The organism is Bacillus sonorensis NBRC 101234 = KCTC 13918, assembly GCF_001592005.1.
GTDB lineage: Bacteria > Bacillota > Bacilli > Bacillales > Bacillaceae > Bacillus > Bacillus sonorensis.
In genome coordinates this window covers 153,458-170,801 of sequence record NZ_BCVZ01000007.1, presented here as the reverse complement: position 1 = coordinate 170,801, position 17,344 = coordinate 153,458, and the positions used below count along the sequence as shown (strand labels likewise).

Annotated in this window: 20 protein-coding genes and 1 pseudogene; 16 read left to right on the top strand and 5 right to left on the bottom strand. The window is 44.3% G+C overall.

The window, feature by feature from the left end; genetic code table 11:
- Positions 1-166 precede the first annotated feature (166 nt).
- The 5 genes from thiL to tsaD are packed head-to-tail and all read left to right on the top strand — an operon-like array spanning position 167 to position 3,792.
- Positions 167-1,150, top strand: coding sequence for a thiamine-phosphate kinase (gene thiL / locus BTR1S_RS11075; RefSeq protein ID WP_006637201.1), 984 nt, complete (start codon positions 167-169; stop codon positions 1,148-1,150).
- 7 nt (positions 1,151-1,157) lie between these two features.
- Positions 1,158-1,634 carry a tRNA (adenosine(37)-N6)-threonylcarbamoyltransferase complex ATPase subunit type 1 TsaE gene (gene tsaE, locus BTR1S_RS11070; RefSeq protein WP_006637202.1) on the top strand — a complete coding sequence of 159 codons (477 nt, stop codon included), beginning with the start codon at positions 1,158-1,160 and terminating at the stop codon, positions 1,632-1,634.
- Complete coding sequence (gene tsaB, locus BTR1S_RS11065) at positions 1,615-2,307, top strand: tRNA (adenosine(37)-N6)-threonylcarbamoyltransferase complex dimerization subunit type 1 TsaB (RefSeq protein ID WP_029419826.1); 693 nt, start codon at positions 1,615-1,617, stop codon at positions 2,305-2,307. Before tsaE ends, tsaB begins: the two co-directional genes overlap by 20 nt.
- A gap of 11 nt (positions 2,308-2,318) precedes the next feature.
- Entirely contained in the window at positions 2,319-2,777 is a 459-nt protein-coding gene (rimI, locus tag BTR1S_RS11060) for a ribosomal protein S18-alanine N-acetyltransferase (protein ID WP_006637204.1), read from the top strand.
- Positions 2,767-3,792 (top strand): tRNA (adenosine(37)-N6)-threonylcarbamoyltransferase complex transferase subunit TsaD, encoded by a 1,026-nt coding sequence (tsaD, locus tag BTR1S_RS11055; protein ID WP_006637205.1) that lies wholly within the window; start codon positions 2,767-2,769, stop codon positions 3,790-3,792. Before rimI ends, tsaD begins: the two co-directional genes overlap by 11 nt.
- A 243-nt stretch (positions 3,793-4,035) precedes the next feature.
- Here tsaD and BTR1S_RS11050 read toward each other — a convergent pair whose 3' ends face one another.
- Entirely contained in the window at positions 4,036-5,967 is a 1,932-nt protein-coding gene (locus BTR1S_RS11050) for an ABC-F family ATP-binding cassette domain-containing protein (RefSeq protein WP_029419827.1), read from the bottom strand.
- A gap of 149 nt (positions 5,968-6,116) precedes the next feature.
- On the opposite strand from BTR1S_RS11050, the gene moaC reads away from it, so the two are divergent.
- The 4 genes and pseudogenes from moaC (at position 6,117) to tatC (ending at position 8,222) form a co-directional block, all read left to right on the top strand.
- The gene (moaC, locus tag BTR1S_RS11045) at positions 6,117-6,629 is read left to right on the top strand and encodes a cyclic pyranopterin monophosphate synthase MoaC (RefSeq protein WP_006637207.1); all 513 of its coding nucleotides are present in this window, start codon (positions 6,117-6,119) and stop codon (positions 6,627-6,629) included.
- The gene (locus BTR1S_RS11040; protein ID WP_029419828.1) at positions 6,626-7,273 is read left to right on the top strand and encodes a redox-sensing transcriptional repressor Rex; all 648 of its coding nucleotides are present in this window, start codon (positions 6,626-6,628) and stop codon (positions 7,271-7,273) included. The genes moaC and BTR1S_RS11040 overlap by 4 nt, the downstream gene beginning before the upstream one ends.
- Positions 7,274-7,294: 21 nt before the next feature.
- Positions 7,295-7,471, top strand: coding sequence for a sec-independent protein translocase protein TatAY (tatAY, locus tag BTR1S_RS11035; RefSeq protein ID WP_006637209.1), 177 nt, complete (start codon positions 7,295-7,297; stop codon positions 7,469-7,471).
- 6 nt (positions 7,472-7,477) lie between these two features.
- Positions 7,478-8,222 (top strand): annotated as a pseudogene (tatC, locus tag BTR1S_RS11030) (twin-arginine translocase subunit TatC).
- A gap of 50 nt (positions 8,223-8,272) precedes the next feature.
- On the opposite strand, the gene BTR1S_RS11025 reads toward tatC, so the two are convergent.
- Positions 8,273-8,461, bottom strand: coding sequence for a YdiK family protein (locus tag BTR1S_RS11025; RefSeq protein ID WP_029419829.1), 189 nt, complete (start codon positions 8,459-8,461; stop codon positions 8,273-8,275).
- On the bottom strand, positions 8,461-9,195 hold the full coding sequence (locus BTR1S_RS11020) for a CPBP family intramembrane glutamic endopeptidase (protein WP_006637212.1): 735 nt from the start codon (positions 9,193-9,195) through the stop codon (positions 8,461-8,463). The genes BTR1S_RS11025 and BTR1S_RS11020 overlap by 1 nt, the downstream gene beginning before the upstream one ends.
- A gap of 226 nt (positions 9,196-9,421) precedes the next feature.
- Here BTR1S_RS11020 and groES point away from each other — a divergent pair, with 226 nt between their 5' ends.
- Positions 9,422-9,706 (top strand): co-chaperone GroES, encoded by a 285-nt coding sequence (groES, locus tag BTR1S_RS11015; protein ID WP_003179248.1) that lies wholly within the window; start codon positions 9,422-9,424, stop codon positions 9,704-9,706.
- A 45-nt stretch (positions 9,707-9,751) separates the two neighbouring features.
- The gene (gene groL, locus BTR1S_RS11010; RefSeq protein WP_006637213.1) at positions 9,752-11,383 is read left to right on the top strand and encodes a chaperonin GroEL; all 1,632 of its coding nucleotides are present in this window, start codon (positions 9,752-9,754) and stop codon (positions 11,381-11,383) included.
- Positions 11,384-11,499: 116 nt separating this feature from the next.
- On the opposite strand, the gene BTR1S_RS11005 is transcribed toward groL, so the two are convergent.
- Positions 11,500-12,186 (bottom strand): YukJ family protein, encoded by a 687-nt coding sequence (locus BTR1S_RS11005; RefSeq protein ID WP_029419830.1) that lies wholly within the window; start codon positions 12,184-12,186, stop codon positions 11,500-11,502.
- Positions 12,187-12,591: 405 nt separating this feature from the next.
- Between BTR1S_RS11005 and BTR1S_RS11000 the strand changes: the two genes are divergently transcribed.
- Positions 12,592-13,941, top strand: coding sequence for an amidohydrolase family protein (locus BTR1S_RS11000; protein WP_006637269.1), 1,350 nt, complete (start codon positions 12,592-12,594; stop codon positions 13,939-13,941).
- Positions 13,942-14,129: 188 nt separating this feature from the next.
- Here BTR1S_RS11000 and BTR1S_RS10995 read toward each other — a convergent pair whose 3' ends face one another.
- Positions 14,130-14,780: a DUF1796 family putative cysteine peptidase gene (locus BTR1S_RS10995; protein ID WP_006637270.1), complete on the bottom strand. Its 651-nt coding sequence runs from the start codon at positions 14,778-14,780 to the stop codon at positions 14,130-14,132.
- A gap of 299 nt (positions 14,781-15,079) precedes the next feature.
- On the opposite strand from BTR1S_RS10995, the gene BTR1S_RS10990 reads away from it, so the two are divergent.
- The 4 genes from BTR1S_RS10990 to BTR1S_RS10975 all read left to right on the top strand — a co-directional run bounded on the left by BTR1S_RS10990 (position 15,080) and on the right by BTR1S_RS10975 (position 17,329).
- Positions 15,080-15,547 carry a GNAT family N-acetyltransferase gene (locus tag BTR1S_RS10990; RefSeq protein ID WP_029419831.1) on the top strand — a complete coding sequence of 156 codons (468 nt, stop codon included), beginning with the start codon at positions 15,080-15,082 and terminating at the stop codon, positions 15,545-15,547.
- A 112-nt stretch (positions 15,548-15,659) separates the two neighbouring features.
- A complete protein-coding gene (locus tag BTR1S_RS10985) occupies positions 15,660-16,121 on the top strand; it encodes a YfmQ family protein (RefSeq protein WP_006637272.1) in 462 nt (153 codons plus the stop codon).
- A gap of 138 nt (positions 16,122-16,259) precedes the next feature.
- Positions 16,260-16,601 carry a DUF1093 domain-containing protein gene (locus BTR1S_RS10980; protein ID WP_029419832.1) on the top strand — a complete coding sequence of 114 codons (342 nt, stop codon included), beginning with the start codon at positions 16,260-16,262 and terminating at the stop codon, positions 16,599-16,601.
- Between the two features lie 107 nt (positions 16,602-16,708).
- Positions 16,709-17,329 (top strand): TetR/AcrR family transcriptional regulator, encoded by a 621-nt coding sequence (locus BTR1S_RS10975; protein WP_206702672.1) that lies wholly within the window; start codon positions 16,709-16,711, stop codon positions 17,327-17,329.
- Positions 17,330-17,344: the final 15 nt, after the last annotated feature.

The following is a 17,344-nucleotide window of genomic DNA, read 5'->3' as shown; positions in this document are numbered from 1 at the left end:
GTTGTACACAAACGAAATTATGATGTTTCGTTTTTTTTTTATGTCTTTTTATATTGATTTTTCAGCTTGGTTCAGCCAAGCTTTCTTTATTTCTTGATGATAATTCGATAAACTAGTGTTAGTGTTTTTAATTGCCGCTTGTAACAGCAAAGGAGCATGTTATTTTATGGATGAATTTGAGCTGATTCGCAGGATTGCGCCGCGCTCTCTTTCTCATCGGGAAATCGAAATCGGTATCGGAGACGATGCCGCCGTTTATAATCCAAAAAAAGGATATCAGGAAATCGTTTGCGTCGATACGATGGTAGACGGCGTTCATTTTCTGTCTTCACATTCGACGCCAGCTGATATCGGCTATAAAGCATTGGCTGTTAATATTAGCGATATTGCGGCAATGGGAGGCTATCCGAAATTTTATCTCGTTTCGATTGCTGTACCTTCGGGACGACGCGAATCTGATATTGAAGCCATGTATGAAGAAATGACTAAACTGGCGAAACTGTACCAAATGGATTTAATTGGCGGTGACACTGTATCGACCCGCGGACAGATGGTCATCACCGTAACGGTCATCGGTGAGGTTGAAAAAGGCAGGGCCTGTTTGCGAAGCCATGCCCGTCCTGGTGATGTCGTCTTTGTCACAGGAGAACTTGGTTCTTCCGCAGCCGGGCTGTCATTGTTGTTGGGAGACCGGTTTACTAACGATGAAGGTCTTGTCCAACATTTTATGAAGCGGCATAAAAGACCTGAGCCCCGGGTGAAAGCCGGTTTGATCTGTTCCCGTTATCAACGTGTTGCGCTTAATGATATCAGCGACGGACTTGCCAGTGAATTAAATGAAATTGCTGAAGCAAGCCGTGTATCTATAGATATATATCAAGATTCAATCCCAACACATTCGGAATTACATAAGCTGCATTCAGATTGGGAAGAGTGGGTCTTGTTCGGCGGAGAAGACTTTGAGCTTGCCGGTACAATTTCCAGTGATCAATGGGAGCGTTTTGCTCAGGAATGTTCCAGCTGCGGGGTACCGGTATATAAAATCGGACAAGTCGTTCAATCCGGAGAAGCAAAAGTTTTCTACCACAGTGGACAAGACCGCATTCTCCTTGAGAAAAAAGGATATAATCATTTTAAACAAGACAGGTGACATAAAGGTGAAAACATTGGAATGGATAACGGCGGATCCTGAGGAAACAAAGAACATCGCCAAGTTGACGGCGCGTTATGTTCAGCCTGGGGACGTCATTACATTGGAGGGGGACCTGGGAGCCGGGAAGACGACTTTTACGAAAGGTTTCGCAGAAGGAATCGGCATTCAGCGGGTTGTCAACAGTCCGACCTTTACCATCATAAAAGAATATCGGGAAGGTGTCCTTCCCTTATATCATATGGACGTATACAGAATGGAAGATGAAACAGAAGACCTCGGCTTGGATGAATACTTTGAAGGAGAAGGGGTCTGCCTCGTGGAATGGGCGCATCTGATTGGAGAACAGCTTCCTGAAGAACGTCTTGAGATTGTCATCAAAAGGCTTGGCGGAGATGAACGACAGCTGGTCTTTACACCTAAAGGCAATCGGTATGAAAATCTTTGCAGGGAGATAAGCGAACATGACGATACTTGCGATTGATACATCTAATTTAACGCTTGGCGTTGCTTTGGTCCGGGATGGAAAAGTGATAGCCGAGCATATATCCCATCTGAAAAAAAACCATTCGGTCCGGGCGATGCCGGCGATCGATGAATTGCTCAAAGAATGCGGCCTCACCCCCCGTGATTTGAGCAAAATCGCAGTTGCAAGGGGACCGGGCTCTTATACCGGAGTGCGCATCGGCGTCACGATTGCGAAAACGCTGGCCTGGTCTTTGAATATTCCCGTTGCAGCGGTTTCAAGCCTTGAAGTGCTGGCTGCCAACGGCCGTTTTTTCTCAGGAGTCATCTGTCCGCTGTTTGATGCAAGACGGGGACAGGTTTATACTGGATTGTACCAATATGACGGCAATAACAGGCTTTTAGCTTTGGAAGAGGATCAAAATATTTTGCTTGAGGATTGGCTGAAAAAGCTGAAGGAAAGCAAGCAGCAAGTGCTGTTTTTAGGCAATGACACCGACATCCACAAGGAAATGATTGAAAAGACTCTAAATCATCAAGCCGTGATCGGAGGCGCTTCTCATCACCTTCCGCGGCCATCCGAATTGGCTTTAATCGGAGAGTGCAAAGAACCTGAGCCTGTCCACAGCCTTGTCCCGAATTATATTCGTTTGGCCGAGGCGGAAGCCGTATGGCTGGAAAAACAAAAGTAACGGGTGAAACCATGAATACTCAAATGGTCATACGTGATATGAGTCCAAAAGATGTAGATCAAGTGTATGAAATTGAAAAGCTGTCTTTTTCATCTCCATGGAAAAAGGAATCATTTTATCAGGAGCTTCACCATAATATTTATGCTCATTATCTCGTTCTTGAAGTCGACGAAAACATCATCGGCTACTGCGGGATCTGGATTGTGCTGGATGATGCGCAGATTACCAACATTGCCGTTTTACCCGGTTATCGGGGACGCCATTTTGGGGAAGCCCTTTTAAGAGAAGCTATGGAACTGTGCCGAAGAAAGAAGGCGGCCCAGCTTTCTTTAGAAGTCAGGGTATCGAACCATATTGCCCAAAGCTTATATCAAAAACTCGGTTTTCAGCCGGGGGGAATTCGCAAACATTATTATACTGATAATGGAGAAGATGCTTTATTAATGTGGGTGAGACTAAATGAATCATAAAAAAGATTTGTATGTATTGGGAATTGAGACAAGCTGTGATGAAACCGCCGCCGCCATCGTTAAAAACGGTACAGATATTGTCACAAACGTGGTCGCGTCACAAATTGAAAGCCATAAACGGTTTGGAGGGGTGGTTCCCGAGATCGCTTCAAGGCATCATGTAGAACAGATGACGATTGTGCTTGAGGAAGCCTTTTCACAGGCAGGCATGTCCTTTGATGATATTGATGCCATTGCGGTAACAGAAGGACCGGGACTTGTCGGCGCATTGCTGATCGGCGTCAATGCAGCCAAGGCACTGAGTTTTGCCCGCAATATTCCGCTGGTGGGCGTTCACCATATTGCAGGCCATATTTACGCAAACCGGCTTGTACAAGAGATCCGCTTTCCTGCGCTCGCTTTGGTCGTCTCCGGCGGACACACAGAGCTTGTGTATATGAAAGAACACGGCTCATTTGAAGTGATCGGGGAAACGCTCGATGATGCTGCAGGCGAAGCGTACGATAAAGTAGCCAGAACGATGGGGCTGCCTTATCCTGGAGGGCCTCATATTGATAAGCTCGCCCACCAAGGTGAAGCAAATGTACCGCTTCCGCGCGCATGGCTTGAAGAGGGGTCTTACAACTTCAGTTTCAGCGGCTTAAAGTCAGCGGTGATTAATACGCTTCACAACGCTTCTCAAAAAGGGGAAACGATATCTCCTGAAGATTTATCGGCAAGCTTTCAGGAGAGCGTCATCGATGTGCTGGTGACAAAAACGGAGCGCGCCGCTAAAGCCTATGGTGTCAAACAAGTGTTGCTTGCCGGCGGAGTAGCGGCAAATAAAGGACTTAGAACAGCCCTTGAAGAGACGTTCTCCGCATATCCGGATATCGAGCTGCTGATACCGCCGCTCTCTCTGTGCACGGATAATGCGGCGATGATTGCAGCCGCAGGAACCGTTGCTTTTGAAAAAGGAATCAGGGGAAAATATGATATGAACGGCCAGCCCGGCTTGGAGCTGACATCCTTTTGAAAACCTCACAGCTGTGAGGTTTTTTAGTACATATAAAGTTATAAACAAATTGTTAACATGTATCCACAGGACTGTGAATAACATCTAGAAAACCTATTATATAGAGCTTTTTTACCTGTTAATAATGTGCATAAATATTAGAAATGGTGTGGATATTGTGGGTAAATCGCTTTCTTCCCTTTAAATAAAGGATTTGTGTTGTGGATAAAAAACCACTTCAAAGAATGAAGTGGTTTTCGGTATTTATTCATTTGTAGAAAGTGCTTCCCATTCGGATAATAACTGTTCCAGCTCGTCATTCAGATGTTCATTTTCGGAGTTGATCTCCTGCACTTTTTCATGATCTTGAAATACTTCAGGCTCGCAAAGCAATTCTTCATTTTTTTCGATTTGGTCTTCAATGGCCGTGATCCGTGTTTCTATTTCTTCAATGCGGCGCTGGCGCTGGCGTTCTTTCCTTTTCCATTCTTTTTCTTCCTCATAGCTGCGTTTTGCTCCGGCCTCTTTTTCTGAAGCGGTTTTTCGCCGTTCTTGCGTTTTTTGCTTTTCCAGTTCTTCGAGCTCAAGCTGCTGCGCCTTTTTTTCTGTGTAATAATCGTAGTCCCCTAAATATTCTTCCACCTTTTCAGGGGAGAGCTCAAATACTTTTGTTGCGATGCGGTTGATAAAATAACGGTCATGAGACACAAATAGAATCGTTCCGGGATAGTCAATCAAAGCGTTTTCCAATACTTCCTTGCTGTCTAAGTCCAGATGGTTTGTCGGCTCATCAAGAATGAGAAAATTGGCTTTTTGAAGCATCAGCTTGGCGAGCGCGAGCCGGGCTTTTTCACCCCCGCTCAGGGCGTGAACCGGTTTTAGCACATCATCTCCGGAGAATAGAAAATTTCCCAGGCATGTTCTAATATCTTTCTCATTCATCTCTGGATACTCATCCCACAGCTCGTCAATGACACGTTTTGACGAAGTCAATTCAGCCTGTTCCTGATCGTAATAGCCGATCAAGACATGTGAGCCCGTTGTGATCGTTCCGGCGGCAGGCTTCAGCTTCTGTATCAGCGTTTTTAACAGCGTCGATTTTCCGATACCGTTAGGGCCGACAAGCGCCACGCTTTCCCCGCGTGTAATATGAAAATTGAGCGAACGGAGGAGCGGAGGCTGATCTTGATAGCTGACCGTCAGATCTTCGACGCGTAAAACGTCATTTCCGCTTTGCCGCGAAATCTCAAAGCGGAAGTTGGCTGATTTTTCATCGCCGAGCGGTTTTGTCATGACTTCCATCCGCTCGAGCTGTTTTCTTCTGCTTTGGGCGCGCTTTGTCGTTGAGGCCCTTGCCAGGTTGCGGTCGACGAAGTCCTGGAGCTTGGCGATTTCATCCTGCTGCTTTTCATACAGCTTGGTCTCTCTTTCAAGGTGTTCCGCTTTTAATGTAAGATATGAGCTGTAGTTTCCGATGTATTTTTTGCTCTGGGTGCGGGAAATCTCATATACTTGGGTGACGACCTTATCAAGAAAGTACCTGTCATGGGAGACGATCAGAATGGCGCCGCTGTAGTTTTGCAAATATTGTTCCAGCCATGTGAGCGTGTCGATGTCCAGGTGGTTTGTCGGTTCATCAAGAATCAGCAGATCAGGCTTTGTCAAAAGCATTTTTCCGAGTGCGAGCCTCGTTTTTTGTCCGCCGCTTAAATCCTGCACGCGCGCGGAATCGCCGTGTCCGGCGAATCCCATTCCGTGGATCACAGATCTGACGTCAGCTTCATATTGATAGCCGCCTTTGTCTTTAAACGTCTGCTGGAGTCTATCGTACGTTTTCATTAAAGATTCCAGCTTGTCCGGATCAGCATGCGCCATTTCCTCTTCAATCGAGCGCATCTCGGTTTCCATCGTTTTCAAATGATCAAAGACCGAAAGCAATTCCTCTTTAATCGTAAGCTCGGAATCAAGTCCTGAATGCTGATCAAGATAGCCGATGGTTAAATCCTTCGGCTTAATGATGTCCCCTTTTTCATAAGACAGGCGGCCGGCGATAATTTTTAAAAAAGTCGATTTTCCGGCTCCGTTGCGGCCGACGATCGCAATCCGGTCCCGTGATCTGACTTCAAGCTTTATATTCGTTAAAATGGAATCGGCCCCAAACGATTTTGAGAGCTGATTGACTTGTAAAATCATCATGATCTATTTCACCTCTTGTTTGCTATTTTAAGTGTAGCCTATCAGATAGCAGTCAGCAAACAATTAAGTGAAGTCTGGAAGATTTTAACCAAAAGAAAAAGACAGATTGAAAAAAATAGTGTATGATCTTTATAAGGAGAGTTTTTATCATGAACCAATTTACACACTTTAATGAACAAGGCAGAGCCAAAATGGTTGATATAAGCGAAAAGGAAGCTTCAGTCCGAACTGCTGTGGCTCTCTCAAGCGTGTCCATGACAAGAGACGTGCATGCAAAAATCAAGAACCAGGAAATGGGGAAAGGCGATGTGCTGGCGGTGGCCCAGGTAGCCGGAATCATGGCGGCGAAGCAAACGTCCGCCATCATCCCGATGTGCCATCCGATTGCCCTTAAGGGAGTCGATATCGCCTTTCGATGGGAAGAAAAAGAACAGAACAGCATCCTGCATATTCAGGCAAAAGTCAAGACAAAAGGGAGTACAGGTGTGGAAATGGAAGCGTTAACGTCAGCTTCCGTATGCGCCCTGACTGTTTATGACATGTGCAAGGCGGCGGATAAGGGAATGGTGATAGGCCCGACCTATCTTGCAGAAAAGACGGGCGGGAAAAACGGCGACTATAAAAGGGAAAAAGCTGAAGTAAACATGGAGGATCGGTTATGAACTTGGATCATTCAAAAATTCCGCAAGCGACAGCGAAACGGCTGCCGTTATATTATCGTTTTTTAAAAAACCTTCATGCATCAGGGAAGCAGCGTGTTTCGTCTGCTGAGCTGAGCGATGCCGTAAAAGTCGATTCTGCTACAATTCGCAGGGACTTTTCATATTTTGGAGCTCTCGGCAAAAAAGGCTATGGCTATAATGTGAATTATTTGCTGTCCTTTTTCAGAAAGACGCTCGATCAGGATGAAATGACAAACGTAACGCTCATCGGTGTAGGAAATTTAGGAACAGCCTTTCTCCATTACAATTTCATTAAAAACAACAACACGAAAATTGCGATGGCTTTTGATGTCAATGAAAGCAAAATCGGAACAGAAGTCGGAGGCGTTCCCGTATACGACCTGAATAAACTTGAAGAGCATTTGACAGATGACATCCCCGTCGCCATTTTGACGGTCCCGGCCCATGCCGCCCAATCGATTACGGACAGGCTTGTTGCGCTCGGTATTAAAGGTATTCTCAATTTTACGCCGGCCCGTTTGAATGTGCCGGAACACATTCGAATTCATCATATAGATTTAGCGGTTGAACTTCAGTCATTGGTGTATTTTCTGAAGCATTATTCAATGACGGAAGAAAAATGACGGAAAGGGGGAGGCTTTTATATGCCGACAATCGGTCCTGGAAGCTTTATTTTAATCGTTATTTTGGCGATTTTGATTTTTGGTCCGAAAAAACTTCCTGAACTGGGAAGAGCAGCAGGCAATACATTACGGGAGTTTAAAAACGCGACAAAAGGTCTGGCGGATGACGATAACGACAAAAAGAAAGAAGATCAGTAGGATGGGATGACATTGATGAAGGGAAAAGAAATGTCGCTGTTGGAACATATTAAAGAATTGCGAAGACGGCTCATGTTCACTGCCTTCTTTTTTGCCGTTTTTGTCATGGCGGGCTTCTTTCTTGCAAAGCCGATCATCATTTATCTGCAGCAGACGGAGGAAGCCAAACTGCTTACGCTCAATGCGTTTAAACTGACGGACCCTTTGCTGGTATACATGCAGTTCGCTTTCATCATCGGCGCTGTCATGACCTCGCCGCTCATTTTGTATCAGCTGTGGGCGTTTATCAGCCCGGGGCTGTCTAAGCTATATTCCTGTATCGATTATTCTCTTTTTAGGCGGCATTGCCTTTTCTTACTTTATTTTGTTTCCGTTTGTCGTTGATTTTATGATGAACTTATCCGATGATCTCAATGTGAATCAAGTCATCGGAGTGTACGAATATTTTCAATTTCTTCTGCAGCTGACGCTTCCTTTCGGTTTATTGTTTCAGATGCCTGTGGTGGTTATGTTTGTGACAAGGCTCGGCTTGGTGACGCCCATGTTTTTGTCAAAGATCAGAAAGTATGCCTACTTTGTTCTGTTCGTCATTGCGGCTGTTATCACTCCGCCGGAGCTGTTGTCTCATTTAATGGTTTCAGTGCCTTTATTAATTCTTTATGAGATCAGCATCGTGATTTCGCGAATCGCCTACCGGCAGGCGCAAAAAAATGCAATTCGGGAGGAAAACCAGGCATTTCTGCAGAAATAAAGAGCCATCTCTCTTTACGAGAATGGCTCTTATCTTTAAAACGAGTTGTTTTATTTTTTTCTTTTCAACCTGCTTGAAAGGGCGAACATTTTAAAGGAAATGCTGATGTTGTAAGCAGCGAAAAGCATGAGAAGAATCGTGTAGAACGACCACATATTCCCCGGAGTGGTAGCTGCCAGATACGTAAACAGCACACCGGTCAAAAAATAAATCAATCCCCAAAATTTCGGGCTTCTTATCATAAAAATCCTCCAATAATCATTTGCATTTTTTCGGCTCGTTCCAAATATTCTTCAATAGGCCCCTGGAAAGTCTGGATAATGACGACAAGCGTATTCATGGCGACATGGGCGAAGATCGGTACGATGATCCGGTTTGTCCTGACGTATAAAAACGCGAATGTGAAGCCCATTGCCGTATAGATTAAAAGGTGTGAGAAATCCAGGTGGACAACCGAGAATAAAATGGAACTGATTAAAGCGGCGATAAAGAAATTTGTTTTTTCATAAAATGCCCCAAAAATGATCTTTCTGAAAATGATTTCCTCCAGAATAGGACCGAATACAGATGAAACAAACATCATGAGCGGCAATGCATGAATGATATCCATGATTCTTTGTGTATTTTCCGATTCGGGATTTACACCGAACAGTTTCATTTCGATCGCGGCGGCAATCGATTGGGCAAAAAGCGCGAGAAAAACGCCGAGGACCGCCCAGGCGATAGAGACACCGATCGATGCTTTCGGGGCGTTTCGAAGCGTTGTTTTTGGAGCGGTCCTTAAAATCAACAGCACGATCACAAGACATAGTGTAAAGGCGATGACAGACCATACTCCGACGAGTGTGAGCTGAGTTTCGGCGGGTGGCTGCCCTTTTCCGACGCCAAGAAAATAAAGCAGCGGCAGACCGACAACGGACGACAATTGCATGAGCACGTATGTCAAAATAATAAACCAGTATTGTTTTCTCAAGCCGTATGTACTCCTTTTCTAAAGATCTAAAGCAGACTATGTTTATTGTAACACACTCCATTCAAATTATTGGGCGGGAAGGATAACGGGAAATATGTAAGCGCAAAAAATTTTTAACCTTATCACTTGAAATTGCCCTGGAGATTCTTTATTATAAGAATTGTGTTAGCACTCAATGAGTGCGAGTGCTAAAATTACATATGAAAATATTGAGGAGGTTGTTTCATTGTTAAAGCCATTAGGTGATCGCGTTGTCATTGAGCTCGTTGAGTCTGAAGAAAAAACTGCTAGCGGAATCGTACTTCCTGACTCCGCAAAAGAAAAACCCCAAGAGGGTAAAGTGGTTGCTGCCGGTTCAGGCCGTGTGTTAGAGAGCGGAGAGCGCGTTGCATTAGAAGTCAAAACAGGCGACCGCATCATCTTCTCAAAATATGCAGGTACCGAAGTGAAATATGAAGGTACTGACTACTTAATCTTGCGTGAAAGCGACATTTTAGCTGTTATCGGCTAAGACATAAATAAAATCTTTAAACAATCCTGAGGAGGTTCGAATAACATGGCAAAAGATATTAAGTTTAGCGAAGAAGCCCGCCGTTCAATGCTGCGCGGTGTAGATGCATTGGCGGATGCTGTAAAGGTAACGTTGGGACCTAAAGGACGCAACGTCGTTCTTGAGAAAAAATTCGGTTCTCCATTAATCACAAACGACGGTGTAACAATCGCGAAAGAAATCGAGCTTGAAGATGCTTTCGAAAACATGGGTGCCAAACTTGTTGCTGAAGTTGCCAGCAAAACGAACGATGTTGCCGGTGACGGTACGACAACTGCGACTGTTCTGGCTCAAGCAATGATTCGCGAAGGCCTTAAAAACGTAACAGCCGGCGCCAACCCTGTCGGTGTGCGCAAAGGAATCGAGCAGGCTGTTGCCGTTGCGGTTGAAAACCTGAAAGAAATCTCTAAACCGATCGAAGGCAAAGAGTCTATCGCACAGGTTGCTTCTATCTCTGCTGCCGATGAAGAAGTCGGAAGCCTGATCGCAGAAGCAATGGAACGCGTCGGAAACGATGGCGTCATCACAATCGAAGAATCAAAAGGATTCACAACAGAGCTTGAAGTTGTTGAAGGTATGCAGTTCGACCGCGGATATGCGTCTCCTTACATGGTGACCGACTCCGATAAGATGGAAGCGGTTCTTGACAACCCGTACATCCTGGTCACTGACAAAAAAATCACAAACATTCAAGAAATCCTTCCAGTGCTTGAGCAAGTCGTTCAGCAAGGCAAACCATTGCTTCTGATCGCTGAAGACGTTGAAGGTGAAGCTCTTGCAACACTTGTTGTCAACAAGCTCCGCGGAACATTCAACGCAGTGGCTGTTAAAGCTCCTGGATTCGGTGACCGCCGCAAAGCGATGCTTGAAGACATCTCTATCCTGACAGGTGCTGAAGTGATCACAGAAGATTTAGGCCTTGACCTTAAATCAACTCAAATCAGCCAATTGGGACGCGCTTCTAAAGTCGTCGTTACAAAAGAAAACACGACAATCGTTGAAGGCGCCGGAGAAGCAGAACAAATCGCAGCACGCGTCAACCAAATCCGCGCTCAAGTTGAAGAAACAACATCTGAATTCGATAAAGAAAAATTACAAGAGCGCCTTGCGAAACTTGCAGGCGGCGTAGCTGTCATCAAAGTCGGCGCAGCGACTGAGACAGAACTGAAAGAACGCAAACTTCGCATCGAAGACGCCCTCAACTCTACTCGCGCTGCGGTAGAAGAAGGAATCGTATCCGGCGGTGGTACAGCTCTTGTCAACGTATACAACAAAGTAGCTGCAATCGACGCAGAAGGCGACGAATTGACTGGTGTGAACATCGTTCTTCGCGCTCTTGAAGAGCCGATCCGTCAAATCGCGCACAATGCTGGTCTTGAAGGATCTGTCATCGTTGAGCGCCTGAAAGGCGAAGAAATCGGCATCGGCTACAACGCTGCAACAGGCGAATGGGTCAACATGATCGAAAAAGGTATCGTAGACCCTACAAAAGTAACGCGCTCAGCTCTGCAAAACGCTGCATCTGTAGCGGCTATGTTCTTGACAACTGAAGCAGTTGTTGCCGACAAGCCTGAAGAAAACAAAGGCGGCGGCATGCCTGACATGGGCGGCATGGGCGGCATGGGCGGAATGATGTAAGCCCACCCGCAACTAAAACCCCTTGAGTAATCAAGGGGTTTTTCCTTTTATTCCGCCGACCGCCGGACAAAAGTTTTGGACATGTTTACCCCCTCCTCATCGAGAAGGGGGCAATTTCATTCAAACTCTTTATCAGGTTCTGTAAACGCACAAAACCTGATCGGATCTCCATTTTGATCCGTGCACCAAGATTGCGTTAAGAAAGCTAAAAAAATGGCAACCCAATAGTCCTTAAATTGAATGAGTATCCCGCCGTCGTGATAAACTCCGTTGTCCTGTTTCCATCTTCCTGAATTCCCCTGGTTCATGTGAATATTATGCATACCGTTGGTTGGTTCGAACCCGAATATTTTATCTTTCTTATTCTCAGGTCCGAATCGTGAGCCGTAAACATAGATAGCAGCATTTTCTTTTTTGGCTTCGTTCATGTATGTTTCAATAAAATCATTCAAGTCATTATTTTCGCCAGTAACTTCATGAGGCAGAGGTATCATTTTGGTGGGATCGAAAAGATTGCCTCTTACATAGTCAAGTGCGATACGTTGATTTGCTTCATTTTCTCGAATAGGAGTATATCCGTTCTGCAGGTTTTGCAAATGGGTGATTTCACTGGCATTAAAATCATCATCCGCATAATACAATACTTCTGATTCGGCTGAGCTCGACATCACATTAATGGCACATCTGTAATGCGTGCCATCCTCTCCAATCACATCCACTTGATAATGGGGGGTATCAAAATCAACCTCTCTTCTCGTATCGTGTACAGTTCCCTTTAAAACGCCATAATTTTCAACAGCCATCGTTTTCCTCCTTTTAAAAAGTAGTTGGGAGAAAACATGGAAGGCTTGTTCACCAACCATCCCCACAATGTGGTCACATGACGTCTTTTTCACGGATGTATAATTTGAAATTCTCCGTATTCATAAAAAATCCTCCGCCAGCCGGCCGTTTCATGTAAAAATGGTAAAAAGGTGATATTGATGAGGTGATCAGTTAGATGGGGTACAACAGCAATTTTTAAAAAAATCTGTCAGTCTGCCCGGGAAGATCTGTGTGAGCTTTCATTTTTCCATGAACATATTATGATTCTTCCGCCCGTCGAGTCTTATTTGTATGGTACACCCCTTTTTTGTTTTAAAATGGATATTGGAGATGATGTTACTATACCTTAAGCCTTTACCATCCTTTAAGAAGGGAGAATCGCCATGCGGAAAACACTTTTTCGAAATGCGACAATCATTACTCTTGATCCGAGGCTGAAAAACATCGAAAAAGGGGACATGCTGATTGAGGGTTCAACGATAGTGGAGGTTGCCGGGTCTATCGTTGCACTAGACGCAGAGGTGATCGATGCCTCTAATATGGTGATCATGCCGGGGCTTGTCGACACACATCGCCATGTCTGGGAGTCTGTCATTCGGGGAATCGGCGCCGATTGGTCGCTGCAAACCTATTTGAGCCGGATTTATTATGGGAATTACGGTTCGATGCGCAGGCCTGAGGATGATTGGATCGCAAATTATTTGGGAGCGCTTGAGGCGCTCGATGCGGGCGTGACCACATTGCTGGACTGGACGATGATCGAGTCGCCGGATCACACGGATCAGCTGATTGCCGGTTTGAAAAAAGCGGGAATTCGTGCAGTCTTTGCTTTTGGAACATCAGGTGATGCCGCATATTGGGACAGAGAAAGCAATCTGTCCAATATGGATGAGGCCAAGCGGGTAAAAAAAGCTTACTTTCAGTCAAAAGATCAGCTTCTGACCATGGGGCTGGCGATTCGCGGCCCTGAGTTTTCATCATGGGATACATCTGCCTTTGAAATCAAGACAGCTCGCGAACTCGACGTCCTGTGCAGCATGCATATCGGCTTCGGCAATTGGGGAGCGAAAGACCGTTCCATTGAAAAGCTGCATAAAGCCGGGCTGCTCGGTCCTGATTTGAATATGGTGCATGTCAATGCAATTAGTGAAGAGGAGATGAAAATGCTGTCTGCCCATGGAAGCTCGATTTCTGTTACACCTGAAATTGAGATGATGATGGGACATGGCTACCCTGTCACAGGATTGGCCCTCAAACACGGAGTGCGTCCTTCGCTTGGCGTTGATGTTGTCACATCAACGGGGGGAGATCTATTTGCCCAAATGAAATTTGCCCTTCAGGCAGAGCGCGCTAAACAAAATGAGGCATTGCTTAAAGAAGGGATCATGCCTGGGCCGGAATTGGGCATCTTCGCCGAGCAAATCCTTGAAGCGGCTACGATTGACGGCGCACGAGCCTTAATGCTGGATCATAAAATCGGCTCTCTTTCTCCTGGCAAAGAAGCTGATTTCATCATGCTGAAAGCCGACAGCCTTAATTTGCTCCCTCTTACTGATGTGACAGGGGCTATTGTACAGACCGCTCATCCCGGTAATATAGATTCCGTATATGTTGCTGGAAAAGCAGTCAAACAACAGGGGAAATTGGTTGATGTCGATCTTGAGGATGTAAGAAAGAGAGCGGTCGCGGCAAGGGATCATATCCTATCCCGAGCCCCGGAAGCCGCTTTTTAAAGCATATCATTTATATCAATAGAGAGAAGTTATTACCCTTACAAGTATCTGTTAATGACCAGCCCTTCCTAATGAGAAGGGCTGTAGGCCCCATATGCGTTTGGTTTTCCTATATTAGTCTATCCCCGCCCTTTACGGGCAAAAAGAAGCAGAAATATTTCCTGCCGGGACAGCCGATATCTAAATGGTTAATGAGAAGAAGGGACATAATTCACGCCGCTAAGTATTTGTTTCCAAAGAGAATCGTTAGCTGCCCATATTTCTTTATCCGGAAGTTCAATTGCGCAAACTCGTTGTAACGGCCAATTTTGTTCAACAATCCCTTTAACATTCGTATGATTGATAAGTAAAACGCTGAATTCGTTTTGTACCAAGTCAGATAATACGGTTTCAAGTTCCTGCGCTTCTTCAAATGTTCCATTCGTTCTGATAAAAAGGATTCGATTAGCTGTCGCCATTTGATTTAAAAATCTGTTAATTCTTCTACTAAATTTCTCTTTTACTTCCGGATAAGTGACAATATCATCGAATGTGTTTTGATCTGCTTTAAAATCATGGGCAGAATCTACATAGTAATAATCATCTCTTAATGAGATATAGCGTTCATGGCTATCAACTCCGGTCGAGTAGCCTGTTATTCTGAGATTTTGAGGTTCTAAAAAATTGGAAAAGCGATTTCTTAAAAGGCGGTTGAGATCTGTCAGATAAGGGGTTCCGACCCAATCTAAAGGGCCCGCATAATGCCTTAAATTATTTTTTCTAAGTTGAAGGGCTGTTAAACAAAGATGCCCCAGTCCGAAAATAGCATCATAGTTTCCTTTTATTTGATCTAAATTCATAAGTCAAATTCTCCTTTTTATCTAGCGAGTTAATCATAGTATTCTATGTTGATCAGATTTTTAAGTAACGACTGCAGCCTATTTCATCAATTTAATAGGAAAAATAAAGAGGAGAAGAGGGATTGTGCCTCAATTAAATGTGCTTGTTCTATGGTCTTTATTTTTGGTCCGGTTTGAAGCCTGTCTTTTATATGCCCGCTGACAATGACTGTTGTTATGAAAGAAGCATAAACACCGCAGGAATTTCTGGTTATTTGCCGAACAATGATACGAAATAACGGATAAAAGGGGGAGATAGAATGGATACGAGTATCATCCAGCTTACCAATGATGAAGAACATCTTGAATGCATGAAAGAAATGGTGGAATTGTGGAACAGAAATGCTGTTGAGACTGCGAATTGTGAATTGGATGAGGAAGAGAAGAAAGCGGTTCAGGAACAAATCCAACAATATATTCAATCCACATATGGTGTCGTGTTCGCAGTGACGAATGAAAAAAGCCGGGCCGTTGGGTTCGGTATTGCTTCAATGAAGCAGGATCTTGTTAGTAACACGTTATACGGCCAAATCGATGAAATCTATGTGTCGCCAAGATACCGGAGACAGAACATTGCGGGAAACCTGGTGGATGACATAATGAATTGGTTTAAACGGAAGGACGTTTCTTTCGTTCACGTTTCTGTTGATATAGAGAATCAAACCGCTTTAAAATTTTGGCAGGGGATAGGGAATTTTTTATCCTCTCCAAATACTGACTTGCTATAGAAAATGATATACAATACCCCAGTAGAGTATGATTGTCACGAAATGTACAAAAAAACAGCCGTTCCCTTATGATAATATGATGAAGATAAGAATGTAGCGGAGATGATGAAAAATGACATGGCTTTTTGTAACGCTGCTTGTACTCGCAAGCCTTATTAAAATATTGGTGACGTGTCTTCCAACCGCTGTTGTCGAACGGATTTCTGCAAAATTTGAAGTTCATTCAAAGCTCAATGACAAAAATGCCACCGTCACGGTCGGCGGAAAACGCTTGGAAGGTCAAGAGAAAAAACAAGTGATCCAGTATTTTAACGAAGCGGTATTTATGGAGCGCTATTATATCTACCCTGGGGATGAGCATTTATATCTGCATCCGAAGAACAGTGGAACTCCGGTGGTCATCGATGCGAAAAACGGCAAAAAAGATGTTAAGATATATGTCTACACCTACAATGACCGTGTAGATGTTGTCAAACAGTTCAAGAAAAAAGTAATTGCGTACTGCCTGCAGTCCGATATCCTGCAAAAGGGTTCTTCACTGACAGCCGGGGATCTTCATAAAGAGTTTGTATGATAAAAAGCACACCTGAACAGGTGGGCTTTTTCTTTTCTGCGGGTTCTTACAAAAAAGTAAGCCTGGTGTAAGAAAACCGCATTTATTCAATATGACCGGATCTTTTAAAATAAGAGTATGAAAAGGAGTGAAGAAAACATGAAAAACATAACGTTTTTTGTGATGATATTAGGCTGTTTATCGGCTTTTATACTAGGCGGGTGCGCGGAAAAGGGCGCTGTGCTGGAAAGCGATTTTTATGTGCAGATTCATGGGAAAGCAGAACAAGCGGGAAATAAGAAGGATTATGTCTATAACGTAGAGGGGATCAATGAGGACGGAAAGAAAAAAGTCGTGTCATTTTTTGTTGACAAGCCTTATCAAGAGGGAACGCTCGTACGGGTTCCAAGAAGATATGACGGGTATACAGGCAAGCCTAACGTCATAAAAGCAGAAGATTTGCCTGAAAAGTTGAAAGAGCAGTTTCATATGGAAAAATAAAGCTAGGACCTGTATAGAATGCTATACAGGTTTTTTAAATTTTGTTGACTGGGCGGTCAGCAAGCGTTACAATTTTTACTAACCAATTGGTCAATAAATCAAAAGGAATGATTCATGTGCCTTTACAGCTTTATGATAAAGAGCAAATATTGGAGACCTGTTTGGCCGTTTTTGCCCGGCACGGCTATGCAAAGACGTCGACCGGAATGTTGGCGGAAGCGGCGGGGATTTCAAAGGCGCTTATTTTTCATCATTTCAAGAGCAAAAAGGATTTGTACCTCTCTTTGCTGGACTACTGCATAGACAAAGTGAAAAAACACCTTTCCATCGATGATCTGCCGCATGATGAGGATTTTTTTGAGGCGAAAGAAAAACTCAGCTTGGCAAAGCTTGAGTTTTTCAGGAAGTATCCTGATGTGTATAAAGTGACGATGGAAACGTTCCATACACCGCCTTCTGAATTGAAGGAGGAGATAGCCGAAAGGTATGGGGAGCAGTTTGCTTTCAGAGATCGTTTTTGGAAGCAGTTATTTGCCAAAGTGCCTCTGCGGGAAGGAGTGAACCGTGAAGAGGCTTTCGAACTGATCATGCTGGCAATCAAACATTTCGAGCATAGATTTTTATCAGAAGCGTCTGACGAGCATGAGTTTGATGAGGCTTATCACAAGCGCCTCCTTGATGAAAGGAACCGTTTTTTGAATATGATTCGTTTCGGCATTGAACGATAAATACAAGAGGGGGAT